The organism is Nocardia sp. NPDC058244, from assembly GCF_042882065.1.
GTDB lineage: Bacteria > Actinomycetota > Actinomycetes > Mycobacteriales > Mycobacteriaceae > Nocardia.
Genome location: NZ_JBHVWX010000003.1, coordinates 404,264 through 427,965, shown reverse-complemented (window position 1 = coordinate 427,965; position 23,702 = coordinate 404,264). Strand labels below are relative to the sequence as shown.

The 23,702-nt window shown below is 68.5% G+C and carries 24 protein-coding genes; 18 read left to right on the top strand and 6 right to left on the bottom strand.

Annotated elements, in window-relative coordinates; translation table 11 throughout:
* Window positions 1–6: 6 nt before the first annotated feature.
* Genes ACFVW6_RS11665 through thrB form a run of 4 tightly spaced genes read left to right on the top strand, consistent with a single transcriptional unit; the run spans window position 7 to window position 5,120 of the window.
* The gene (locus ACFVW6_RS11665; protein WP_387791491.1) at window positions 7–1,716 is read left to right on the top strand and encodes an MFS transporter; all 1,710 of its coding nucleotides are present in this window, start codon (window positions 7–9) and stop codon (window positions 1,714–1,716) included.
* 2 nt (window positions 1,717–1,718) lie between these two features.
* Window positions 1,719–3,059, top strand: coding sequence for a homoserine dehydrogenase (locus ACFVW6_RS11660; RefSeq protein WP_378831567.1), 1,341 nt, complete (start codon window positions 1,719–1,721; stop codon window positions 3,057–3,059).
* The gene (gene thrC, locus ACFVW6_RS11655) at window positions 3,059–4,129 is read left to right on the top strand and encodes a threonine synthase (RefSeq protein ID WP_378831565.1); all 1,071 of its coding nucleotides are present in this window, start codon (window positions 3,059–3,061) and stop codon (window positions 4,127–4,129) included. Before ACFVW6_RS11660 ends, thrC begins: the two co-directional genes overlap by 1 nt.
* Window positions 4,130–4,154: 25 nt before the next feature.
* Entirely contained in the window at window positions 4,155–5,120 is a 966-nt protein-coding gene (gene thrB / locus ACFVW6_RS11650; RefSeq protein WP_378832090.1) for a homoserine kinase, read from the top strand.
* Here thrB and ACFVW6_RS11645 read toward each other — a convergent pair.
* Window positions 5,107–5,562, bottom strand: coding sequence for a hypothetical protein (locus ACFVW6_RS11645; protein WP_355279752.1), 456 nt, complete (start codon window positions 5,560–5,562; stop codon window positions 5,107–5,109). The two genes, thrB and ACFVW6_RS11645, sit on opposite strands and share 14 nt — an antisense overlap.
* Window positions 5,563–5,811: 249 nt before the next feature.
* Here ACFVW6_RS11645 and ACFVW6_RS11640 point away from each other — a divergent pair, with 249 nt between their 5' ends.
* Window positions 5,812–6,375: a TetR/AcrR family transcriptional regulator gene (locus ACFVW6_RS11640; RefSeq protein WP_387791487.1), complete on the top strand. Its 564-nt coding sequence runs from the start codon at window positions 5,812–5,814 to the stop codon at window positions 6,373–6,375.
* A 252-nt stretch (window positions 6,376–6,627) separates the two neighbouring features.
* Here the strand turns inward: ACFVW6_RS11640 and ACFVW6_RS11635 are convergent, their stop codons facing one another.
* Complete coding sequence (locus tag ACFVW6_RS11635; protein WP_378831559.1) at window positions 6,628–7,566, bottom strand: NAD-dependent epimerase/dehydratase family protein; 939 nt, start codon at window positions 7,564–7,566, stop codon at window positions 6,628–6,630.
* 132 nt (window positions 7,567–7,698) lie between these two features.
* Between ACFVW6_RS11635 and ACFVW6_RS11630 the strand changes: the two genes are divergently transcribed.
* Together ACFVW6_RS11630 and ACFVW6_RS11625 are read left to right on the top strand one after the other, a co-directional pair.
* A complete protein-coding gene (locus ACFVW6_RS11630) occupies window positions 7,699–8,382 on the top strand; it encodes a TetR/AcrR family transcriptional regulator (RefSeq protein ID WP_378831556.1) in 684 nt (227 codons plus the stop codon).
* A gap of 66 nt (window positions 8,383–8,448) precedes the next feature.
* Window positions 8,449–8,901, top strand: a complete 453-nt coding sequence (locus ACFVW6_RS11625; RefSeq protein ID WP_378831554.1) for a flavodoxin domain-containing protein — start codon at window positions 8,449–8,451, stop codon at window positions 8,899–8,901.
* A gap of 42 nt (window positions 8,902–8,943) precedes the next feature.
* On the opposite strand, the gene ACFVW6_RS11620 is transcribed toward ACFVW6_RS11625, so the two are convergent.
* A complete protein-coding gene (locus ACFVW6_RS11620; protein WP_378831551.1) occupies window positions 8,944–9,564 on the bottom strand; it encodes a DUF1345 domain-containing protein in 621 nt (206 codons plus the stop codon).
* 112 nt (window positions 9,565–9,676) lie between these two features.
* On the bottom strand, window positions 9,677–10,483 hold the full coding sequence (locus ACFVW6_RS11615; RefSeq protein ID WP_378831548.1) for a TetR family transcriptional regulator: 807 nt from the start codon (window positions 10,481–10,483) through the stop codon (window positions 9,677–9,679).
* Between ACFVW6_RS11615 and ACFVW6_RS11610 the strand changes: the two genes are divergently transcribed.
* The 4 genes from ACFVW6_RS11610 to ACFVW6_RS11595 are packed head-to-tail and all read left to right on the top strand — an operon-like array spanning window position 10,416 to window position 13,626.
* Window positions 10,416–11,636, top strand: coding sequence for an acetyl-CoA C-acetyltransferase (locus ACFVW6_RS11610; RefSeq protein ID WP_378831546.1), 1,221 nt, complete (start codon window positions 10,416–10,418; stop codon window positions 11,634–11,636). The genes ACFVW6_RS11615 and ACFVW6_RS11610 overlap by 68 nt on opposite strands.
* A complete protein-coding gene (locus ACFVW6_RS11605) occupies window positions 11,633–12,388 on the top strand; it encodes an SDR family oxidoreductase (RefSeq protein WP_378831543.1) in 756 nt (251 codons plus the stop codon). The genes ACFVW6_RS11610 and ACFVW6_RS11605 overlap by 4 nt, the downstream gene beginning before the upstream one ends.
* 30 nt (window positions 12,389–12,418) lie before the next feature.
* The gene (gene fabG, locus ACFVW6_RS11600) at window positions 12,419–13,177 is read left to right on the top strand and encodes a 3-oxoacyl-ACP reductase FabG (protein WP_378831541.1); all 759 of its coding nucleotides are present in this window, start codon (window positions 12,419–12,421) and stop codon (window positions 13,175–13,177) included.
* A complete protein-coding gene (locus tag ACFVW6_RS11595; RefSeq protein WP_378831538.1) occupies window positions 13,174–13,626 on the top strand; it encodes a MaoC family dehydratase in 453 nt (150 codons plus the stop codon). Before fabG ends, ACFVW6_RS11595 begins: the two co-directional genes overlap by 4 nt.
* Before the next feature lie 149 nt (window positions 13,627–13,775).
* Here ACFVW6_RS11595 and ACFVW6_RS11590 read toward each other — a convergent pair whose 3' ends face one another.
* Complete coding sequence (locus ACFVW6_RS11590) at window positions 13,776–14,735, bottom strand: alpha/beta hydrolase (protein WP_378831536.1); 960 nt, start codon at window positions 14,733–14,735, stop codon at window positions 13,776–13,778.
* A gap of 156 nt (window positions 14,736–14,891) precedes the next feature.
* Here ACFVW6_RS11590 and ACFVW6_RS11585 point away from each other — a divergent pair, with 156 nt between their 5' ends.
* Genes ACFVW6_RS11585 through ACFVW6_RS11575 form a run of 3 tightly spaced genes read left to right on the top strand, consistent with a single transcriptional unit; the run spans window position 14,892 to window position 17,657 of the window.
* Entirely contained in the window at window positions 14,892–15,554 is a 663-nt protein-coding gene (locus ACFVW6_RS11585) for a hypothetical protein (RefSeq protein WP_378831533.1), read from the top strand.
* Complete coding sequence (locus tag ACFVW6_RS11580) at window positions 15,547–16,896, top strand: glutamine synthetase family protein (RefSeq protein ID WP_378831531.1); 1,350 nt, start codon at window positions 15,547–15,549, stop codon at window positions 16,894–16,896. The genes ACFVW6_RS11585 and ACFVW6_RS11580 overlap by 8 nt, the downstream gene beginning before the upstream one ends.
* Window positions 16,893–17,657: a gamma-glutamyl-gamma-aminobutyrate hydrolase family protein gene (locus ACFVW6_RS11575; RefSeq protein WP_378831529.1), complete on the top strand. Its 765-nt coding sequence runs from the start codon at window positions 16,893–16,895 to the stop codon at window positions 17,655–17,657. Before ACFVW6_RS11580 ends, ACFVW6_RS11575 begins: the two co-directional genes overlap by 4 nt.
* 63 nt (window positions 17,658–17,720) lie before the next feature.
* Here the strand turns inward: ACFVW6_RS11575 and ACFVW6_RS11570 are convergent, their stop codons facing one another.
* Window positions 17,721–18,398, bottom strand: a complete 678-nt coding sequence (locus tag ACFVW6_RS11570; protein ID WP_378831527.1) for a TetR/AcrR family transcriptional regulator — start codon at window positions 18,396–18,398, stop codon at window positions 17,721–17,723.
* Between the two features lie 283 nt (window positions 18,399–18,681).
* Between ACFVW6_RS11570 and ACFVW6_RS11565 the strand changes: the two genes are divergently transcribed.
* Genes ACFVW6_RS11565 through ACFVW6_RS11550 form a run of 4 tightly spaced genes read left to right on the top strand, consistent with a single transcriptional unit; the run spans window position 18,682 to window position 23,645 of the window.
* Entirely contained in the window at window positions 18,682–20,289 is a 1,608-nt protein-coding gene (locus ACFVW6_RS11565) for a class I adenylate-forming enzyme family protein (RefSeq protein ID WP_378831524.1), read from the top strand.
* A gap of 10 nt (window positions 20,290–20,299) precedes the next feature.
* On the top strand, window positions 20,300–21,064 hold the full coding sequence (locus tag ACFVW6_RS11560; protein WP_378831522.1) for an enoyl-CoA hydratase/isomerase family protein: 765 nt from the start codon (window positions 20,300–20,302) through the stop codon (window positions 21,062–21,064).
* The gene (locus tag ACFVW6_RS11555) at window positions 21,061–22,155 is read left to right on the top strand and encodes a Zn-dependent alcohol dehydrogenase (protein ID WP_378831519.1); all 1,095 of its coding nucleotides are present in this window, start codon (window positions 21,061–21,063) and stop codon (window positions 22,153–22,155) included. Before ACFVW6_RS11560 ends, ACFVW6_RS11555 begins: the two co-directional genes overlap by 4 nt.
* A 32-nt stretch (window positions 22,156–22,187) precedes the next feature.
* Window positions 22,188–23,645 carry an aldehyde dehydrogenase family protein gene (locus ACFVW6_RS11550; RefSeq protein ID WP_378831517.1) on the top strand — a complete coding sequence of 486 codons (1,458 nt, stop codon included), beginning with the start codon at window positions 22,188–22,190 and terminating at the stop codon, window positions 23,643–23,645.
* Window positions 23,646–23,702 lie beyond the last annotated feature (57 nt).

Here is a 23,702-nt window from a genome sequence, read left to right as displayed (position 1 = left end):
TCCGCTGTGGGATCACCCGTAACAAATTCCAGACGCTGGGTCGTGCTCGGTGTCCTGGTGTTCAGTCTGCTCGTTGTCGTCATGGACAACACGATTCTCAATGTCGCACTTCGGACAATTCAGGCGGAGTTGCCTGCGTCGCAGGCGCAGATGCAGTGGGCGGTCGACAGCTACGCGCTGGTCTTCGCCGCGCTGCTGATCGTCTGCGGTGTCCTGGGGGACCGATGGGGTCGCCGACGCATGCTGCTCATCGGGTTGGCGGTGTTCGCCGTCGCGTCGGTCTTGTGCGCCTTCGCCGACACGCCGCTCGAGTTGATCGTCTGTCGCGGTCTACTCGGGGCCGGCGCGGCCGCGGTACAACCTCAGACGCTGTCGATCATCCAGAACGTGTTTCCCGCCGACCAGCGGGCCAAGGCCATCGGCATCTGGGCCGGGGTCGCGGGTATGGCGATCGCGGTGGGCCCGATCGCCGGTGGCGTCCTGCTCGAGTACTTCTGGTGGGGCTCGGTGTTCCTGGTCAACGTCCCGGTGGTCGCGGTCGGACTCATACTGACCTGGCTGTTCGTGCCGGAATCGAGTGACCCCAAGGAGGGCGGGTTCGATCCGATCGGCGTGGCGTTGTCCTCGGCGGCGATGTGTCTGGTGATTCACGGGATCATCGAGGGCGGCAACAGCGGTGCGTGGCTGCAGTGGGCCAGCACGGGCACGATCCTGCTCGGCGTGGCATGCGGCGCGGCTTTCGTCTGGCACGAACGTCGAATCGAGCACCCGCTGATCGCGATGAATATGTTCGCCCACAAGCACTTCGCCGCCGGAGTAGGTGCCATCGCGGTCGCGTTCTTCACCCTGATGGGGGCGACGTTCTACCTGTCGTACTTCTTACAGGCGGTGCGCGGCTACTCGGCACTCGCGACCGGAGTCGCGCTGATCGCGGTGGCTGCCTCGGTGATGGTGATGTCTACCCTGGCACCCCGATTGAGTGAACGATGGGGAGCGAACATCGTCGCCGGCACCGGCATGACGGTTCTCGCTGTCGCGATGCTGTCGTTCGTCGAAGCCACCGCGACCATGCCGCAATGGGTGCTCGAGATCCAGATGGCACTGATCGGAATCGGGCTCGGCCTCACCATGACTCCGGCCACCGAGGCCATCATGAGTACCGTGCGGGCCGATGAGGCCGGCGCCGGCTCAGCAGTCAACAATACGATGCGACAGCTGGCTGGAGCACTCGGCGTCGCCGTACTCGGTTCGATCCTCACGGTCGGCTTCCATGACAGCTTCGGCGATGACCGGCCCGCCGAACTCGCCGCGCGACTGGATCAGCCGACATCGTTGGTGGCCCTGCCGGACTCCGCGCTGGCGACCCCACAGCTGGACGCCAACAGCAGCGGATCGATCACCGAGGCACTGGATTTCGCGCAGCGGTCGGTCGATGCCCTCGAGCAGCGCGAGCGGTTGGTCGCGGGCGCGCTGCCGGAATCGGCGATCGCCGGGTTCCGGCAGACCGCCGAGGCGGATCTGCGGGCCTACGTCGCCGCCGCCGATGATGCCTTCGTCCACGGAATGCGGATCTGTGCCCTCGTCAGTGGCCTGAGCGCACTCGTCGGCGCTGGTATCGCTTTCGCGTACCTCCCTTCTCGACGGCGAGCGCAGTCGGGTCCGCCTGATGAGCGTTCGATCGAGGCGCCCACCGAATTCGCCATGGCAAAGGAATGATGATGGTCGACAGCACACAGCAGCCGCGCGCGCTCGGGGTCGCGGTGATCGGTATGGGAAACGTGGGCTCGCAGGTTGTGCGGATGCTCCAGGTCCACGGCGACGAGCTGCGCCAGCGGATCGGTGCGCCGCTGGAATTGCGGGGTGTGGCGGTCCGAAACCCACACCACGACCGAGGTATCGGGCCGGAGCTGGTGACCACCGACGCCCCGTCGCTGATCGCTCGACCCGACATCGACCTTGTCGTCGAGGTCATGGGCGGAATCGACCCCGCCCGTGAGCTCATCGCGATGGCACTCACGGCAGGCAAATCGGTGGTGACGGCGAACAAGGCGCTACTGGCCGACTACACCAGCGAGCTGGCGCAACTCGCCGATCGCCATGGCGCCGACCTGTGCTTCGAAGCGGCCGTCGCCGGGGCGATCCCGGTGGTGCGACCACTGATTCAGTCGCTGTCGGGTGACCGGATCAATCGCGTCGTGGGCATCGTGAACGGTACGACGAACTACCTGCTGTCCGCGATGTCCGAAAGTTCGGACCGCTACGAGGATTTGCTGGCCGCGGCCCAGGAGCTCGGCTATGCCGAAGCCGATCCGACAGCCGACGTCGAGGGACACGATGCCGCCGCGAAAGCGGCGATCCTCGCGTCGCTGGCGTTCCACACCCGCGTCACCACTGCTCAGGTGTACCGGCAGGGCATGACCCGTCTGACCGCCGAGGACTTCGCGGCGGCCGCGGCAGAGGACTGCACCATCAAGATGCTCGCCGTGTGCGAACGCGTGGATGCCGGCCCCGGCGAGCCTGCTATCGCCGACGGCGGCAAAGAGCGGATCGCGGTTCGTGTGTATCCGGCGCTGATCCCGCGCAGACATCCACTGGCAGCCGTCGGCGGCGCGTTCAACGCGGTGGTGGTCGAGGCCGACAATGCCGGCCGGCTGATGTTCTACGGCCAGGGCGCGGGCGGCGCGCCGACCGCGTCAGCGGTGATGGGTGATCTCGTGATGGCTGCTCGCAACAAGGTGCACGGTGGTAGGGCCCCCGGAGAATCGGTCTACGCCGAGCTGCCGGTCGCACCCATCGGAGACATCGTGACCCGCCACCACCTGCGACTGACCGTGTCCGACCGGGCCGGTGCGCTGGCGGCGGTCGCCGGCGAATTCGCCCGGCGGGGCGTGAGTATCGCCTCGGTGCGCCAGCAGTTGGACGGCCCGCACGCGCAATTGGTGGTCCTGACCCATCACGCCAGGGAATCCGTTCTCGACCAGATCGCGACATCGTTGGCCGCACTGGATTCGGTCACCTCGGTGACCAGCGTTCTCAGACTGGAAGGCACCGAAGAATGATGACTACTCCGCAGGCCGGCTGGCCGGGTGTGATCGCGGCTTACCGCGACCGGCTGGCCGGTGCGGCCGATTGGGAGCCGGTCACCCTGTTCGAGGGCGGGACCCCGCTGGTCCCCGCGACGCATCTGTCGGAGCTGACGGGGTGCGAGGTGTACCTCAAGGTCGAGGGTGCCAATCCGACCGGTTCGTTCAAGGACCGCGGTATGACGATGGCGATGACCGACGCGAAGTACCGCGGTCAGAAGGCCGTGCTGTGCGCGTCGACGGGCAACACCTCGGCTTCGGCCGCCGCCTACGCGACTCGCGCCGGCATGGAGTGCGCGGTGCTGATCCCGCAGGGCAAGATCGCGATGGGCAAGCTGGCCCAGGCGGTGATGCTGGGTGCGAAGATCATCCAGGTCGAGGGCAATTTCGATGACTGTCTCGAGCTGGCTCGCAAGGTCACCTCGGATTTCCCCGAGGTCGGTCTGGTGAACTCGGTGAACCCGGCGCGGATCGAGGGTCAGAAGACCGCGTCGTTCGAGATCTGCGATGTGTTGGGCAAGGCGCCGGATGTGCATGTGTTGCCGGTGGGTAACGCGGGCAATATCACCGCTTACTGGCGTGGGTACCGGGAGTACCACGCCGATGGTGTCACTTCGGTGCTGCCGCGGATGCTGGGTGTGCAGGCCGCGGGTGCGGCGCCGCTGGTCAACGGCGCGCCGGTGAAGGACCCGGAGACGGTGGCGACCGCGATCCGGATCGGTGCTCCGGCGTCGTGGAACGGGGCGATGGAGGCCAAGGAGCAGTCCGGTGGCGCGTTCCGCGCGGCTACCGACGAGGAGATCCTGGCCGCGTACCGGCTGGTCGCGGCGACCGAGGGTGTGTTCGTCGAGCCGGCGTCGGCGGCGAGTGTGGCGGGTCTGCTGGCCGCTCGTGCGGAGGGTTGGCTGGATTCGGGTTTGACGGTGGTCTGCACGGTGACCGGTAATGGTCTGAAGGATCCCGACAACGCGTTGGCGGGTATGCCCGAGGTCAAGCCGGTCGCTGTCGATCCGGTGGCGATCGCGCACGAGCTCGAGCTGGCCTGAGTTGAGCGCACGCGAGAGCAGGCTGATGACGGCTACCCCGCCCGCCGGGACTCAGCAGGTGAGGACGCTGCCCGTCGGTCTCGAAGTGACCGTGCGGGTTCCCGCGTCGAGCGCCAACCTGGGCCCCGGATTCGATGCGCTGGCGATTGCGCTGGCAATCGAAGACCGAATCCGAGTGCGCACCATCGAATCCGGGCTCCGGATCGAGGTCAGCGGCGAAGGCTCGGAAGATGTGCCACGGGATGAGACGCATCTGGTGGTCCGTGCCGTCCGCCGTGTGTTCGACACCATCGGAGTACGGGCGCCAGGTCTGTATGTGCACTGCCACAACGAGATTCCGCATGCGCGGGGTCTCGGCTCGTCGGCGGCTGCCGTTGTCGGTGGTTCGGCGGTCGCAGGTGCGCTGGCCGCCGCATTCGATCCCGCGCTCGCGCTGGACGCCGATCGGCTCCTGCACCTGTCGGCAGAGGTCGAGGGCCATCCGGACAATGTGGCGGCGTGTGTACTCGGCGGTGTGGTGGCGGCCTGGGCGGATGCCGAGTCCGCACGCCCGGGAGCGCCGCTGCGCTACCGAGCCGCCAGGTTCGAGCCGCATCCTGGCCTTCGGCCGTTCGTCTTCGTGCCGAAGGAGCGGTCCTCGACGCATCACACCCGGGGCTTGCTGCCGAAGTCGGTGCCACATCGGGACGCTGCGTTCACTGCCGGACGGGCGGCATTGACCCTGGCCGCGTTGACGACGAGCCCTGAGCTCTTACTGCCCGCCACCGAAGACAGTTTGCACCAGAACTATCGGGCCTCTGCCTGGCCGCTTACCGCGACCTGGGTAGCCAGGTTGCGGGCGAGCGGAATCGCCGCGACGGTGTCAGGCGCCGGCCCCAGCGTTCTCGCCCTGTGTGATCGAGACCTTCCGCGGCGGCTGTCCGAAGACGCCGCGGCGGCCGGTCTGGCCGTGCTGGAGCCGGGTATCAGCGCCGGGGTCAGGATCGAGTGAGCTCGTTGCCGGTCCGCAGGACGCGTCCTGCGGACCGGTAACGGTAGGCGATTTGGGAATGGTCGTTGACGGCCTCGTGGATACGGTCGGCGAGGTAACGGAGTTGCCGTGTCGACATCGCCACCTCGGTCTCCCAGCCACTGCTGTGGTCGTGTCCAGGCGTGTCCGGCGCGGTGGAATCTCGCACCGCCAGGGTCGCGGCGAGGTGTCGGGAAGCCGCGTCGAACTCGAGGCGAATCGCAGAGAGGCTGTCCCGGAGCCGAGACGATTCCGCCATGGCGTGTTTGACGGTCTGTCGCGCGCGGTAGGCGGCTTGGCGGCATGCGCGTGAGCAATACACCTGAGGCCGTCCGGTGGCCGGTTGACTGAAACGAGTCGAGCACACCCCGCACTGTGGGTCGATCGAGGCGTTGAGCGTCGAGCTCGGCACGGTCCGGTTCATCTCTGAAATCTCCGTTCCCCAAACGGTTTACGAACGCCGCATGCACCTGCTCATTGTCGGCGTTCTGTTTGTTCCCCACCAACTTAACAGGCGTCTGACACCGTGTCGAACGCTTGTATTTCATTGTGTTCGTATGTAGGCTGTTCGACTACTGAGGCGCAGCAGTCAGTAGTAATCCGCAACGAAGGGGTGCCCGTCATCATCGCCAGAGGTGCCTCGGGTCGAGGCAAAGCTCCGCAGGTGGAACGCTTGCTCGTCGGTGCGCTGTCGCAGTTGCTCGGCGACGGAATCTCGTTCTCCGACATCACCATCGAGCAGTTGGCAGGTCGGGCGGGCATCTCGCGACCGATGTTCTATTACTACTTCGAGGACAAGGTGGCGCTGCTGGCCCACGCGTTCGAAGCCGCGGTGCCGTTGGATCTGCACGCGCGGCAGCAGGTGGATACCTGGACGTCGGGAAAGCTCACCGTGTCGACAGTGCTCGGGGCCACGGCGGATCTCATCGAACGCGACCGCGATCTGTTCGCCGCGGCCATGCAGGTCTCCAGCAGCGATGAAGCGATCTCCGCGCTCCTGCACCGCACCTGTGACACGGTGCGGCTCATGCTCACCGAGCACCTGCGTTCGCCACAGGCGTCGCCGACGGCGGTCTCGGCACAGGCGGACTCGATAGCCTTCGGGCTCACCATTCTTGTGCGGGCGATGGTGCGCCAATTGGTGGCGGAGAACGACCTCGGTGGCCCCCGCGACATCGTCGAGGCGACGACCGCGGTATGGGAACGCATGCTGTCCACGTCCCAGCCTGTTCATTGAAGTGGTCGGTTCAGTGCTGCCGCACACCCTGAAGCGCCCGATGTCTGGACACAAACCACGGCATTCACGAGAATTCCGACCACCAGATGGAGCCATCCGACACTGACACCTCGACACCCGAGTCGAGTAGGCCGAGACCACAGCCGAACCGCGTCGAGTTATGAGGGGCGACCGACACCTGGCTGCGCCGACCCCACCGAACCTGAATTGCTCGAGCGCCACTGGGCGGCCCAGGCGCACCCGTGGAGGGCATCATGCCGATGCGGTCGTGTGTTCCCGGGCGGCCGTGATCATCTCGTGCAGCGCCACCTCGGTCGGGGTCGGTGTGAGGCCGAACGCGGACATAGCCGCGGAGGAGTCCATGACGAACGGGCGGTCCGTCTGGTAGCGCATCTCGATCATCGCGCGGGCGGCGGGATCGAACAGGCCCGCCAGGCGCAAGGCTGCGACCGGCAGCGGGCTCACCCGGGCGGGTGCGGTGCCCGCCAGTTCCGCCAGGCGCTCGGCGAGTGCGCGGACCGACATCGGCGGTGGGGTCGGGACGTGCCAGGGCCTGCCCCAAGCGGATTCGTCGGACGCGACGGTCACCAGCGTGCGGGCGACGTCGCCGACGTAGGTCCAGCTGTGCGGGGCGTCGAGATCAGCGGTGATCGAGGCTCGGCGCCCGGCCAGGATCCGGGGCAGGACCAGCACGGTGAACGACGACACCACTGCCGCGCCCAGGTAGTCCGACCCACGGACTTCGACGGTGCGCAGTCGCCCGGCCTCGTGGTCGGCGAGCGCGTCCAGCCAGATCTGCGCTCGGACACGGCCTTTCACGGTGTTGGGGCGGAGCGGAGTCTGCTCGGTCATCGGTCCGTCGACGAGGCCGTAGCAGTAGAGGTTGCCGGTGGTCGCCAGGACCGCGCCGGTCCGCTGGGCGGTGGTGCGCAGTGCGGCGCTCAGCGGCGGCCATTCCTGCGGCCAGCGGTGGTAGGCCGGGCCCGCGCAGCTGTACAGGGCCACAGCGCCTTCGGTGAGGCGGGTCAGGGCGGCGGCATCGTTGGCGTCGGCGGCGATCAGCTCGATCGACGAGTGCGCCGGGCCGCCGCCACGGCGGGTGACCACCCGGACGTCGTGTCCCGCGTCGGCCAGCAGGTGCGCGGTCGCGGTGCCGACCGGACCCGCGCCGACGACGACATGCAACGACATGGCTGCTCCTTCTCGGAGAGGTGAGAGAACAGTGTTTCCGTTCCAGTTCACCGTACTCGGGAGGAGGGAAACGCGTCAAGAACGGTGTTCTCGAATCGGCTCGGTGTTCTCGAAGTGTGCGACACTGATTCCATGACGGCCAGATCACTGCGCTCGCGCGTGCGCGAGGAAATGACCGAGGAGATCAAGCGGGTCGCGCGTCGCCACCTCGCCACCCAGGGCGCGGACCTGTCGTTGCGGGCGGTCGCCCGAGATCTGGACATCGTGGCGTCCGCGCTGTATCGGTACTTTCCGAACCGGGACGCGCTGCTGACCGCGCTGATCCTGGAGGCCTACGAGTCGCTGGCGCAGGCGGCGGTGACCGCGGACGCCGCGGTGGATCGGGCCGACAGTCGCGGGCGCTGGTATGCGGTCTGGCGCGGTGTGCGTGCGTGGGCGCTGGCGCATCCCGCCGAGTACGGATTGCTCTACGGCACACCGGTTCCGGGGTACAGCGCGCCGGCGGACACCGTCACCCCGGCGGCTGCGGTCGTGCTGTCGCTGGTGCGCGTCGTCGTCGACGCCGATCTCGGGCCGGCTCCGGTGTCCACTCCGATGACCGAGCCGCTGCGCGCCGACCTGCGCCGCCTGATCGACGAGCAGCCGGGAGACCTCGACGAGCATCGCCTCGCGCTGGTCTTCGCCGGGTGGACGCAGTTGTTCGGCCTCGTCGGCTTCGAGGTGTTCGGCCGGCTGGATCAGACCGTCACGGCGGTCTCCGACTACTTCGACCACCAGGCGGCGCTGATGGCCGACCTCGTCGGCCTGCCTGGCTGACCCCACGCACTGCCACGAGATGTTAGGTTAGGCATAGATAACCTGATGAGAGAGTGAGGTCTCCCCGTGCGCGTGGTCATCCTCTTCGGATCGGAGCTGGGCACGTCCGAATCGGTGGCGGACTGCCTGGCCGACGAGCTGGCGAGCCAGGAGGTCTCGGTCTACGACATGACCGATTTCGACCCCGGCGATCTGGACGCGGCGGACTTCCACATCGTCGTCTGCTCGACCTACGGCGACGGCGATCTGCCCACCGGCGCCGAACCGTTCTTCGACACTCTCGACGCCACCCGCCCCGATCTGACCGGTCTGCGCTTCGCGGTCTTCGGTCTCGGCGACAGCGTCTACGGTGACACCTTCAACCGGGGTGGTGAGATCGCCGCCGAGAAGCTGACCGAGCGCGGCGCCGCGCAGGTCGGCGAACACGCCCGCCACGATGCCTCGTCCGAGATCAAGCCCAAGGACCTGGCCAGGCAGTGGGCGGCGACGCTCCCGCTGCACAGCTACGCGGCCGTCTGATTCCCGGCGCCTGAGGCGGTTCAGTCGGCGAACCGGTGTACGTCATGCGCCGGTCGTCACGACGTCGACCGCGACGCCGATGACCGCGACGTTGTAGAAGAACCCGATCACCGAATGGAGGAGTACCTGGGAGCGAACTCGGCGGGTTTGGGTGGTCACATCGGAGACCGCGAACGAGACGCCGATGGTCAGGGAGAAGTAGGCGAAGTCCAGCAGGTTCGGCCGTGGTGTCTCGGGGAACGACAGCGACTGTTTCGGTAGGTGCCGATGGTAGGTGCGAGCGTACTGTTCGGCGAAGCCGAGGTGCAGGAGAAACCAGGCCAGCAGCGCCACTGCCACCGATATCGCTTCGGTTGACACCATGTGGGTGTCGTCGTCGGTACCGATCGCGCTCGACAAGACGGCAGCCAATCCGACGCCGCTCGTCACTCCGGTCAGCAACAGTGCGGTCCAGCTGTCGGGGATCTCGTCCAGCCACTCGTCGGGGTCCTCGGCGTCCTGTCTCCGCAGCAGCTGCACCAGCCAGGCGCCGATATACACGGCGGCGATGAAACTCCAGGCGATCAACCAATTACGTGGCTCGGCCACCACCAGCGCCGCCACGCCGACCGCGACCAGTCCCGCTTCGACTGCGCGGATGACGATCACCCTTGCATTCAGCACTGTCGATAGACCTCTCCACTGACGAAGGCGACGGCCCGGTCGGCGCCGGGATCGGAGGAAGCCGGACCAAATCGGCCAGTGCTCGGAGCCTATCGCTCCTCGTTCGGGCCGATCAGCCGGCGCCGACGATGCGCAATGCCATGTCGGCGTAGGCGGTGGCGATGTCTTCCGGCGACCAGTCGCCACCGTCGCGGTACCAGCGCGAGATATCGATGCCGAGCGACAGCAGGGCGGTGGCCGCGATCCGCGCGTCGGGGGTGTCGAAAGCGCCTGTCTGGATGCCGCGCTGGACCAGATCCCGAATGGTCTGCTCGATCCGGTGGCGGATGCCGCGAATCTCGGTGCGGTGTTCGGGGCTCAGGGAGTTCAGTTCGTAATTCACGATCCGGGCGCTGGTGTGCCTGCGGGCGTGGTGCACGGCGAAATCGTGGACGACAGCGCGCAGCGCGGTTGCCGGATCGTCGGACGACGCGGCCGCCTTCTGGATCAGCTCGAGCGTTTCGTCGTGGCCCGATCGCGAGATCAGGTACAGCAGTTCTTCTTTGGATTTGTGATGCACGTAGACCGCGGCCGGGCTCACGCCCGCGGCGGCGGCGATATCGCGCGTCGTCGTCCCGTTGAAGCCTTTCTCTGCGAACGCTGCGATCGCGGCTTCCAGGAGGCGGGCGCGGGTCGCGTCGCTGCGGGATTCGGTGGTGTCGGTCATGGGAACGCCATTATCTCGCCTCGGTGGATCGGCACTCGGTGGGGGCGGTGTGATGTGGATAACAGGTGGTGGGGGTTGGTTGACGTCGATCCGGGTCGCATGCACCATCTTGCTAAGCAAGCGCTCATTCATCAAGGAGACTGTGATGCCGGAAGCCGTGATCGTCGCCGCTGCCCGTTCCCCGATCGGCCGTGCGGGCAAGGGTTCGCTCAAGGACATGCGTCCCGACGACCTAACCGTCCAGATGGTGCGGGCCGCTCTGGCGCAGGTGCCGAACCTGGACCCGACCGAGATCGAGGACCTCGTTCTCGGCTGTGGGCAGCCGGCGGGGGAGTCGGGCTTCAATATCGCCAGGGTGGTCGCCGTGCTGGCGGGGCTGGACACCGTTCCCGGGACCACCGTCAATCGCTACTGTTCGTCGAGTCTGCAGACCACCCGCATGGCGCTGCACGCTATCAAGGCAGGTGAGGGCGACGTCTTCCTCTCGGCGGGCGTTGAGACGGTGAGCCGCTTCGTCAAAGGCAACGCCGACGGCCTGCCCGACACCGAGAACCCGATCTTCGCCGACGCGGTCGCCCGCACCGCCGAGCGTGCCGCCGGTGGTGCCGCGTCCTGGGCCGACCCGCGCGGCAACGGCGTACTGCCCGATGTCTACATCGCCATGGGGCAGACCGCGGAGAACGTCGCCCAGTTCACCGGGATCACCCGCGCCGAGCAGGACGCATTCGGTGTGCGTTCGCAGAATCTGGCCGAGAAGGCCATCGCGAACGGCTTCTGGGCTACCGACATCACCCCGGTCACGCTGCCCGATGGCACCGTGGTCAGCGCCGACGACGGCCCGCGTGCCGGTGTCACGCTGGAGGCGGTGAGCCAGCTGAAGCCGGTGTTCCGCCCGGACGGCACGGTCACCGCGGGTAACTGCTGCGCGCTCAACGACGGCGCGGCCGCCCTGGTCATCATGTCCGACACCAAAGCGAAGGAACTCGGCCTGACCCCGCTCGCGCGCGTCGTCAGCACCGGGGTCTCCGGTCTGTCGCCGGAGATCATGGGCCTCGGCCCGATCGAGGCGTCCCGGCAGGCGCTGCGCCGCGCCGGTCTCGGCATCGACGACATCGATCTGGTCGAGATCAACGAGGCCTTCGCCGTGCAGGTGCTCGGCTCGGCCCGGGAACTCGGCATCCCCGAGGACAAGCTCAACATCAACGGTGGCGCGATCGCGGTGGGTCACCCGTTCGGCATGACCGGCGCCCGCATCACCAGCACCCTGATCAACTCGCTGCGCTTCCACGACAAGCAGTTCGGGCTCGAGACGATGTGCGTCGGCGGCGGCCAGGGTATGGCGATGGTGCTGGAGCGGCTGTCGTGACCGAGCGTTTCGCGGGCAAGGTCGCGATCGTCACCGGTGCGAGCCGTGGCATCGGCCTGAGCATCGCGCAGCGGCTGGTCGACGAGGGCGCGAAGGTCGTCGTCACCGCACGCAAGAAAGACGCTCTCGACGAGGCGGTGCTGCAGCTCGGTGGCGCCGAACACGCACTGGGTGTCGCCGGCCGCGCCGACGATCTCGACCATCAGCGCGACACGGTCGAGCGCGCCATCGCCACCTTCGGCGGTGCCGACCTGCTGGTGAACAACACCGGCATCAACCCGGTCTACGGCCCGATGATCGAGATGGACCTCGACGCGGCCCGCAAGATCATCGAGGTCAACTGCCTGGCCGCGCTGTCGTGGACCCAGCAGGTGCACAAGGCGTGGATGGCGGAACACGGTGGCGCGGTGGTCAACGTGTCGTCGGTGGCCGGGGTGAAGCCGGCGCCGGGCATCGGCTTCTACGGCGCCAGCAAGGCGATGCTGACCTACCTCACCCAGGAACTGGCCGTGGAGCTCGGCCCGCGGCTGCGGGTGAACGCGGTCGCGCCCGCAGTGGTGAAGACCAAGTTCGCCACCGCCCTCTACGAGGGCAGGGAGAAGGAGCTCGCCGAAGCCTACCCGCTCAAGCGCCTCGGTGAGCCCGAGGACATCGCGGGTGCGGTGGCGTTCCTGCTCTCCGACGACGCGTCCTGGGTCACCGGCCAGCTGCTGGTCCTCGACGGCGGCGTCACGCTGACCGGCGGCGTCTGACCACCACATCGAACTTTTCAGGAGACAGTGATGAGTACCCCCACCAAGACCGCCATCGTCACCGGGGCGGCCCGTGGCATCGGCGCGGGCGTCGCCCGCAGGCTCGCCGCCGACGGCATGGCCGTGGCCGTGATCGACCTCGACGAGGTCGCCTGTAAGCCGGTGGTCGAGGCGATCGAAGCCGCCGGCGGCCGCGCGATCGCCGTCGGCGCCGATGTGTCCGACGAGGCCGCGGTCACCGCCGCCGTGGACCGGGTCACCGCCGAGCTCGGCGCCCCGACCGTGCTGGTCAACAACGCGGGCGTCCTCCGCGACAACCTGCTGTTCCGGATGACCACCGACGACTGGGACACCGTGATGAACGTGCATCTGCGCGGGTCGTTCCTGATGACCCGCGCGGCGCAGAAGTCCATGATCGACGCTGGATTCGGCCGCATCGTCAACCTGTCGAGCACCTCGGCGCTCGGCAATCGCGGCCAGGCCAACTACGCCGCCGCCAAGGCCGGTCTGCAGGGCTTCACCAAGACGCTCGCCCTCGAGCTCGGCAAGTTCGGTGTCACCGCCAACGCCATCGCCCCCGGATTCATCGAGACCGAGATGACGGCCGCCACCGCGGCGCGCGTCGGCATCCCGTTCGAGGACTTCAAAGCCGGTGCCGCCAAGGAGATTCCGGTCGCCCGGACCGGTCTGCCCGAGGATATCGCGCACGCTGTGTCGTTCTTCGCCAGCGAGGGCGCGGGTTTCGTGTCCGGTCAGGTGCTCTATGTCGCGGGAGGGCCGAAGGCATGAGGACTTTCGACGGCATCGCCGATCTCGAGGCGGCGGTCGGTTCCCATGTGGGCTACTCCGAGTGGCACACCATCACCCAGGCGCAAATCGATGCCTTCGCCGACGCGACCGGTGACCACCAGTGGATCCACATCGACACCGAGAAGGCGGCGACCGGACCGTTCGGCACCACCATCGCGCACGGCTACCTGACCCTGTCGCTGGTCCCGTTGCTGGTCGCGCAGGTATACCGGGTCGAGGGCGTGCGGATGGCGGTCAACTACGGCGCCAACAAATTGCGCTTCCCGGCACCGGTGCCGGTGGATTCGAAGGTGCGTGCCGGGATCGAGCTGGTCTCGGTCGCCGCGGGTGCCGCGGGCCACCTGGTCACCACCAAGATCGTGATCGAGACCGAGGGCGGCGACAAGCCGGCCTGCGTCGTCGAGTCGCTGACCCTCGTGGTGGCCTGAGCGACACCCGGACCGACCTGTCCGGTACCTCGGGCTCGCCCGGCTCGACGATCGGGTCCGAAGCGGGAAGGGCGGCAGTGCCACAGGCGCTGCCGCCCTTTGTCGGCTTTCGGGTGGCGGTGCTCGGCCAGGTCGCTCACGCGCGTCGTCTAGGCGAGCGCGCGCAGATACGAGCACACCTCGTCGACCGCTGCCTCGGCCTGGGCGAAAACCCCTATCTCGGTGAAGAATCCGTGGAAGACGCCGGTGTACCTGGTCGACGACACCTCGACGCCCTCGGCGTGGAGCCGCCGCGCGTAGGCCTCGGCGTCGTCGCGGATCGGGTCGACCTCCGCGGTGATGATCAGTGCGGGCGGCAGGTCACGCAGCGACGTCGCGCGCATCGGTGCCGCCAGTGGGTCGCCGCCCGGGTGTCCGGCGCCGACGTACTGCTCCCAGAACCACCGGCCCTCCGCGGCGCCGAGCAGCGGCGCGTCGGCGAAATCCGACCACGACGGCCGGGTGAACGTGTCGTCGACGGCCGGGTAGGCGAGCACCTGGGCCACGGGCAGGGCGCTGCCCTCCGCACGCCGGTGCAGGCACAGCGCGGCGGCGAGGTTGCCGCCCGCGGAATCACCGCCGACCGCGATTCGATCGGGGTCGATGCCCAGGTCGGCCGCTGATCGAGTCAGCCACGCGAAGGCATCGAGGCAGTCTTCCAGCGCCGCCGGGTAGGGGTTTTCCGGGGCGAGGCGGTAGTCGACGGACACGACCGTCCAGCCGGAACCGGCGGTGATCGCGCGACACAGTTCGTCGGCCCCGTCCAGGGTGCCCAGGACGAAACCGCCGCCGTGCAGGTAGACGAGCGTGGGCGTGGCGCTGCCGGGGGACGTGTCGTCCGCGCGGTACAGGCGGGCCGCGATCGTGCCGGCGCGGGTCGGCACGATCAACTGTTCGACCTGTCCCACCCGCGTGATCGGGTCGCTGGACGGGGTCGAGTTCACCAGCGCGCGGGCTTGTTCCGGCCCCAGTTCGCGCAGGGGTTTCCGCAGGATCTGGTCGATCATCCGGGCCACGGCCGCGGCCTGGTCGTCGAGCAGATCCCACCAGGCGGGGGCGGTGTCGTTCATCAGGAATCCTCGCTGGTCGTTGACAAGAGGGTGATCTGTGCCTCACCATCATAGTCACGTGACCCAGACATTTGACTATGAGTTCACGTTTCGTTGGGGATCCGCTGTCGACGCTGTACCGCGCACACGATCTCGTCGAGTCGAAAGGACAACATGATGACCGAAACGACGATCGGTCCCGCGACACGCGGGGCCGACGCGGTCGGCGGAGTCGATATCCGGATCGAGGACGACGCCAGTCCGATCGTCCGGCTGATCGCCCGGACCATCACCGATTCCCTCCGGGCCGACAGTTCTCTGCTGTCCGCCGGTCCGGCAGGCGCGATCGCGATCCGCTCCCATGACACGCCGCAGGCCGCGACCATCACCATCGCCGAGGGCGCCGTCGCGGTGTCGGGCGGCGTGTTCGTCGAGCCCGACCTCGATGTGACCGTCGACCTGAACCAGTTCTTCGCCCCGGTCGGCGAGCCCATCGGCGCGCCCGAGTTCGTTGCCGTGGCCGTCGCGCTGCTGTCGCCGCCGCTGCCGGACTGGAAGAGCGCGGCCGCGAGCTTCTGGGCGGCGACCAGGTCGGTTCCCGGCATCCCGGACATGCTGATCGCGGTCATCGAGGGCCCCGAAGGCCTGGATCAGGTCGTCGCGGGCGAGGGGGAGACCCACTACGTCATCGCGGGCCCGCCGGAGCTGCTGGCCGCCATCTTCACCGGCGCGGTCGATCTGCTCGCCGCGCTGTCCACCGGCCTCATCGGCGTGCGCGGCACGCTCGCGCAGCTGTCCGTGCTGGTCGCGGCATCCTGGAAGGTTCGTTACGATGTCTGAAATCGCCACCACCGCACCGGCTCTCGATCCCGATGTGCACACGGTCCGGATCGAGTCGACCAATCACGACGGCTCGTTCCACGGCAAGAACATCGCACCGAAGAAGTTCGCCACGACCGCGGAGTTCGGGATAGCCGACCTGCTGTTCGGGCTCGACCTGGGCAACGCTCCGACCATGGGCTTCGCCTACCCGTCCTGGCGCGGGCACCTCGCCGACCTGCAGTTGCGGCCCGACCTGTCGACATCGGTGCAGTGGGAGCCCGGCGTGCAGTCCGTGATCGGTGACTACTGGCAGGCCGACGGCACCCCGGTCGGCATCTGTCCGCGCAATCTGGCTCGTACGCTGGTCGATCGGCTCGCCACCCGGGGATTCACCGCGACCATCGCGGTCGAGATCGAGGCCACGCTGTTCCAGGAGCCCGTCCACGAGGCCAGGGCGAAGGGATACCGCGATCTCACCCCGCTCGGTGGCTCCGCGGGCACCGCCCTGAACCTCGCGAAGTCCAAGGACTGGGTCGACTACATGTCGGCGGTCGTGCGGCGGCTCGAGCAGATCGGCATCGAGTGGGAGGCCTGGAGCGACGAGGACGCGGCCGGTCAGGTCGAGCTCAATCTGGTTCCCGGTGACCCGATCTCGGTGTGCGACAACTGGGCTCGCGCCCGGCAGGTGATGCGGGAGGTGGCCTTCGAACGTGGGCACACGGTGACCTTCATGGCCAAGCCGACCGCGGGCTACGGCCAGGCCTCGCACGTCAACCTGTCGCTGCAGCGCGACGGTGTCAACGCGTTCTACGCTCCCGACGGGCCGTCGGCGACGATGCGGCACGCGGTCGCCGGGCTGCTCGCGACGATGCGTGGGGCGACCTCGGTCATGCTCCCGCAGATCACCTCCTTCCGGCGCCTGGTCGACCTGAGCGGTCCGCCGACGACGGTGACCTGGGGCATCGCGAACAAGACCACCGCGGTGCGTGCGGTGGTCGGGCACCCCGCCTACTCCCGCCTCGAGTACCGCGTACCCGGCGCCGACGCCAACCTCTACCTCGCGGTCGCGACGATCCTGGCCGGCGTGATCGCCGGACTCGACGGCGACCTCGAGCCCGCGGACCCGGTGAGCGACATGGCCTGGTGCGCACCCGATCTGGAGCGGCTGCCCGAGACCATCACCAAGGCGGCCGACGCGCTCGAAGCCGATCTGATCCTGCGCGAGCAGCTCGGTGACGAGTTCGTCGACTACTGGGTCGGCACGCGGCGCTGGGAGTGGATGCAGTTCCACACCGGCGGCGGCGACCCCTTCTCGGAGCTCTCCGAGTGGGAGTCGACCCGCTACTTCGAGTTCCCGTGACGGCCCGCTCGGCGCGGGTGAAACCGCTGATCGGCCTGACCGGGCGACGGTTCCGGATCGAGCTGATCAGCGGCTCCCACCCGGGCTACGGTCAGCGCCTCACCGACAGCTTCTTCACCGATTTCGCGGACCGGATCACCCGCGCCGGCGGTGTGCCGGTGATGCTGCCCTACGACGCGGACCCGGAAGCGTTGGGCGACTGGCTCTCCGGTGTGCTGATCACCGGTGGTCAGGATGTGCATCCGGCCTGCTGGGGTGGGGACGAGTCGGTCGTCGGCGACGTCGATTCGCTCGCCGACCCGTCGGTCCACGACCGCAGCCGCGACGAGTTCGAGATCGCGCTGACCCGGGTCGCGCTGGCGCGGCGGATTCCGCTGCTCGGTGTCTGCCGCGGCATGCAGGTGCTCAATGTGACCCTGGGCGGCACGCTGATTCCCGACCTGCCGGACGGGCCGATCCGGCACCTCCTGCCGGTGGGTCCGCTGTCGGACGGCGACCCCGAGCACGTGGTCTCCTTCGACGCAGGGACGACCGCCCAGAAGGTGTTCGGCGATCGGCTGGTGACCAACTCGTGGCACCACCAGGCGATCGATGTGTGCGGCGAGGGGCTGGTGGTCACCGGCCGCACCGACGACGGTGTCGCCGAGTCGGTCGAGCTCCCCGGTGCCGCCGTGCTCGGGGTGCAGTGGCATCCCGAGTGGATGACCAGCGACGACGGTGCGCTGCGCTGGCTCGTCGACGCGGCCGCCGAGCGGCGCTGAGCGACGCGGAAACGACTGTGGCCGCCACCTTTTGCGGTGGCGGCCACAGCGTTCGTGGTGTGCTCACTCCACGCGTACCCAGGACACCAGCGACCGCATGTCCGGCTCCGGCGCGACCTCCACGGGTCGGGGCCCCGGCGCGGCGGCGTCACCCAGGTTGGTCGCCATCCACGCGTCGAGCACGCCGACGGTGAGTTCCACCTGGGCCCGCGCCGCGGCGGCATCGGTGAACACCAGCCAGTTGAGCGCGAAGCCGTCGGACAGCGTGGACACCACGTAGATCAGTTGATCGATCGTGTTCGAGTCGACGGGTCGGCCCGCGGCGGTCGTCGTGCTCTCGATGATGGTGCGCATGGTCGCGAAGGCCGCCGAGTACACGACCTCGGCCTTCTTGCCCTCGCGCTGGCCCCAGCTGATCAGCTCGAGGATGGTCGCGCCGAAGTCCGGATTCTCCAGGTACCACTGCAGTACGCCGCGGAGCAGTCCCCGCGCGGTGCTCTGGGTGTCGCTGTGCACGTCGCTGCGGTTCAGCACGTCGCGGTACTCGCCGGCGAGGAACTCGAACACCGCCCCGAACAGCACCTCCTTGGTGGCGAAGCAGTAGTGCAGGGTCGCCAGCGGAGCGTTCGCTTCCTCGGCGATGCGGCGGGTGGTGGCGCCGTCGACTCCGTGGGTGGCGATCACGCGCACGGCCGCGGCGACCAGGTCGGCGCGGCGTTCGGCGGCGGGAATGCGAGCCATGCGGTGCTCCTTCGCATCAAATCTGAACGATTGATCAAGTCAACCACGACATTACCAGTCCGACCAGCGCGTCGGGCGATCACCGGGGGAGCGCCGCGGCAAGTAGTTAGTCATACGCCTTGATCAAATGACCCACAACAGTTACCGTTATGGCAGGCCTCACATTCCCAGGCGCTCCGGGCGTCGCGAGAACCCACCGTGACGGCGAGCGTGCCGGCCTTTCCAGCCCGGCGACTGCAGGTCGATCGACGACCTACCACCTGCTACCCGCGAAGAGGACGACATGACCCACGTCGAATCGGTCCACCCCGAGCGCGCGATCGCGCTCGAACGGCTGACCGTGGACCCGCCGATCGACACCCTCGTCGGTCTCCTGGCCGAGCAGGCCGTCCGCGCCCCCGGCCGGGAATTCCTCCGGTTCGCGGACGGGTCCTGGACCTTCGCCGAGATCGACGACTGGACCTCGCGGCTGGCCCGGCGGCTGGTCACCGAGGACGGTGTCCGTCCGGGGGACCGGGTCGCGATCATGCTGCCCAACGTGGTGCAGTGGCCGATCGCCTGGCTGGCGATCCTCAAGGCGGGCGCGGTGACGGTGCCGGTGAACTCGGCGTATCAGCGGGCCGACCTGGAATTCGTCCTCCGGGATTCCGGCGCCAGGGTGCTGTTCACCGACGCCGAGCACACGCGGCTGGTCGACGAGGTGCGCGCGGCGAACCGTGAGCTTGCCGACGTTCGCATCGTCGAAGCGACCGCGGCCGGCGACCTCGCGGCCTACCCGGCGGACCCGCCCACGCTCGCCATCACGGGCGAGACCCTCGCGAATCTCCAATACACCTCGGGGACAACCGGATTCCCCAAGGCGTGCATGCTCACCCACGACTACTGGACCCGGATCGGCTGGGTCGCCGCGACGGTGGCCGGTCTCGGTGCCGACGACGTGGCCCTCACCTCGCAGCCGTTCTCCTACATGGACCCGCAGTGGAACACCGCGCTGTGCCTGACGATCGGAGCGCCGCTGGTGGTGCTTCCCCGGTTCTCCGCCTCCGGTTTCATGGCCGACGTCCGCAAGCACCGAGCCACGTTCTGCTACGTGCTCGGGTCGATGCCGACGCTGCTGTTCAAGCAGCCGCCCACGCCGTCCGACCGCGACAACGACCTGCGCATCGTGCTGTGCTCGGCCATCCCCGTCGCGCTGCACGCGGAGCTCGAGCAGCGGTGGGGCGCGCCGTGGCGGGAGATCTTCGGCATGACCGAGACCGGCGTCGACGTGGTCAGCCTGCCGGAGAGCGTCGGTGATGTCGGCAGCGGACGGCTGGGGCAGCCGGTTCCCACCAAACGGGTGCGCGTGGTGGACCCGCAGGGTCGCGAGGTGGCCGAGGGCGAGTCCGGCGAACTGATCACCTCGGGCAAGCCGATGATGCTCGGCTACTGGAACCGGCCCGAGGACACCGCGCAGGTCCTGCGCGACGGCTGGCTGCACACCGGTGACATCGCCGTGCGCGAGGCGGGCAGCTATCGCCTGGTCGGCCGGATCAAGGACATGGTCCGCCGCGGCGGGGAGAACATCGCCAGCGCCGAGGTCGAACGCGTGCTGGAACGCGACGACACCGTGGTCGCGACGGCGGTCGTCGGTGTGCCCGACGAGCTGTTCGGTGAGGAGGTCAAGGCCTTCGTGCAGCTGGCCCCCGAAGTGGAAGCGAGTCGCGAGACCGCCGAGCGCATCCTCGACAACGCGCGAAACCAGCTGGCGCGCTTCAAGCTTCCGCGCTACGTGGAGTTCGTCGCCGACTTCCCGCGTACCCCATCCGAACGGGTGTCCAAGCCCGCGCTGACAGCGCGCGCGGCCGAGCATCCCGGCACCACCTACGACCTGCAACCCCCGCGCGACTGAGGAGCCGGCCATGACCGACAACTACCTGGACATCCGCATCGACGAAGACGTCGCGGTGCTGACCCTGAACCGCCCGGCGAAGCTGAACGTGCTCGACGTGGCCACCCGGGTGCGGCTCGCGCAGACCATCCGCCAGTTCGGTACCGGTGATCTCGTCCGCGGCATCGTCCTCACCGGCACCGGCCGGGCCTTCTCCGCCGGTGAGGACCTGCAGTCGGTGCCCAGCACCTACGACGAGATCCGTGAGGCCTTCGCGACCTTCCACGACATCACCCGCGCGATCCTCGAGACGAAGATCCCGGTGATCGCGGCCGTGAACGGCATCGCGGTCGGCGGCGCCTCGGAGATCACCCTGTGCTGTGACGCGCGGATCGGCGGCCCGGCCGCCGAATACTTCCAGCCGGAGAACCACCGCGGGATCATCATCTCCAACGCCTCGAGCTTCCTGCTCGGCCGTCTGGTGCGCAACCACGCGATGCGGATCGTTCTCGGTTCCGAGCGCGTCGGGGCCGACGAGGCACTGCGCATCGGCCTGCTCGACGAGATCGTCGCCGAGGACCACCTGGTGGCTCGCGCGGTCGACACGGCCCGCCGATGGAATTCCGATCCCCGCACCACCGCACTGCATCTGGGCCTGTTGCGGCCCCGCGCCGACGAGATCGAGGCCGCGTTCGCCCGCGAAGACGACGCGGCCCGCCAGTCCTGGGAGTCCGGTGCCCTGTCCGAGGGCATCGACGGCTTCTGGGCATCGAAGAACGAACGGAGACAAGGATGATCACCACCGAAGCAGCAGTTCTCACCGCGGTGAACGAACCGCTGGAGTTCACCGAGATCCTGGTCGACGACCCGGAGCCCCACGAGGTCCGCCTGGCCGTCACCAATGTCGGTCTGTGCCACAGCGACCTGCACTACATGACCGGCACGGTCGGCGCCGACCTGCCTGTGGTGGTGGGTCACGAGGTGGCGGGCGTGGTCGAGTCGGTCGGCTCCGCGGTGACCTCGCTGCGTCCCGGCGACCGGGTCGTCGGCGCGCTCACGCCCTCGTGCGGGCAGTGCCGCAACTGCCAGGTCGGGCACTCGACCCAGTGTCAGCGCGTCGCGCAGATCCGGCAGCGACCCCGGCCCGCCTTCCAATTGCCCGGCGGCGAGGTTGTGCACCGGCTCGGCGACATCGGCGCGTTCTCCCGGCACACCCTGATGCGGGAGAACGCCCTGGTGAAGGTGTCCGACGACGTCGGTCTGCACGTGGGCTGCCTGCTCTCGTGCTGTGTCATCACCGGTATCGGCGCCGTGTTCCGCGCGGCCCAGGTGCGTCCGGGTGCCACCGTCGCCGTCATCGGTTGCGGCGGAGTGGGTTCGGCCATCATCCAGGGCGCGCGCCTGGCGGGTGCCTCGGCGATCGTCGCCGTGGATCTGGACGACGCGCGGCTCGCCGCGGCCCGCACGTACGGTGCCACGCACGTCGTCAACGGTGCCGCCGACGTCCCCGCCGAGATCCAGCGTCTGCTCGGCGACGGCGTCGACTACGCGTTCGAGGCCGTCGGCAGTGCGCGGACCGCGGCCACCGCGCTCGCGGTCCTGCGCGCCACGGGCACCGCGTGCATGGTCGGGATCGCCCCCGACGGAACCGATCTGGTCCTGCCCGCCTGGAACTTCTTCTTCAGCGAGAAGCGCCTCATCGGCTCGTACATGGGTTCGGGTCAGGCGCAGGAGGACATCGCCCAGTTCGCCCGGCTGTACCTGCAGGGCCGCCTGCTCCTGGACGAGATGGTCAGCGACGTCATCCCGTTCCACGACGTCGGCAAGGGCTTCGAGGCGATGAAGTCCGGCGAGGTCACCCGCATCGTCGCCGATCTCACCGTCTGACCCACCCCATTCGAGCATCGAAGGAGTCCCGGATGTCGAATCCACAACTGCCCCAACCGATCAACTACATCGCCGACGAGTGGTCCGAGTGCGCGACGATCCCGGACGCCTGGAATCTCGACCCCAATACCGGCCTGCCGGTGCACCGCGCCGTCACCACCACCCCCGCCGACGTGGAGCGCGCCCTGCGCCACGCGGAGCGGTCCTACGGTTTCGAGCGCTGGGACGACGCGGCGAGCGAGGAACGCGCCGCCGTCATCGAGCGCGCGGCCGACATCGTCGAGTCCCGGATCGAGGACATCGCCCGCACCGATGCCCTCACCAGCGGTGTCCCGATCGCCAAGGCCCGGATGTTCGCGCAGTTCCTGCCGCACCGGATCCGGGCTTCGGCCGCGGATCTGCGCACCACTCCCCGTCGCACCGCGCTCGCGGCCGGTGGGCGCGACGTGCGGCTCTACAAGGTCCCGTGGGGCCCGGCCGCCATCCTCACCCCGTGGAACGGCCCGAGTTTCATTCCGGCCGCGAAGACGGTGAGCGCGCTGGCCGCCGGCTGCCCGGTCATCCTCAAGCCGTCGGAGCACGCGCCGAGCAGCGCGCAGATCATCGTCGAGAGCTTCGTGAAGGCCGGTCTGCCCGCCGGTGCGTTGCAGCTGCTCCACGGTGCGGGCGACGTGGGCGCGGCCGTCACCGGCGACCCGCGCGTGAAGATCGTGTCGTTCACCGGCGGTCCGAACGCGGGCCGGGCGATCGCCCGCGCGGCGGCCGAGGACTTCAAGGTGCTCCAGCTCGAGCTCGGGGGCAACAACCCGGCCCTGGTGCTGGACGATGCCGACATCGACGTGGCGGCCGACGGCATTCTCGATGGAATGACCAAACTCAACGGGCAGTGGTGCGAAGGCCCCGGCAAGGTGCTGGCGCACCGGAGCCTGGTCGAACCGCTGCTCGAGGCGCTGCTCGATCGCATCGCCCGCATCGGGATCGGGAACTCGCTCGACGAGCGCACCGAACTGGGCCCCATCTCGAACGCCCCGCACTTCGCGACGCTGCAGAGCCGCATCGACGGGTTGCGGGCCAACGGCGCGACCATCCATCAGCCCGCGAAGCTCCCCGGTTCGGACGGCTTCTTCCTGTCGCCCACGATCGCGACGGATGTCGACGCGTCGCTGGCGACCGCCGAACTGTTCGGTCCGCTCGTCAGTCTGCACGCCGTGGAGTCCGACGAGGACGCGCTGCGCGTGGCCAACGCCAACCCCTCGGGTCTGGACGCCTACGTGTTCGGCGGGGACCTGGACCGCGCCGTCGAGGTCGGCTCGCGGGTGCTGTCGGGCGAGGTGCGGGTGAACGGCGCCAAGGTCGCCGACCTGGCCGACGGCTCGGCCCAAAGTTTCTGGGGCGCTTCGGGAATCGGCGGCCACGGCCCCGGTGAATCCGTCCGGGTGTTCTGCGGCGACCGGGTGGTCGGCGTCGATTCTCCCGACCTGCCGATGTAGCGATCGCGGACCTTCTTCCGCCCCATCCCTTGACTATGACCGGGACCGCTGGCCTAC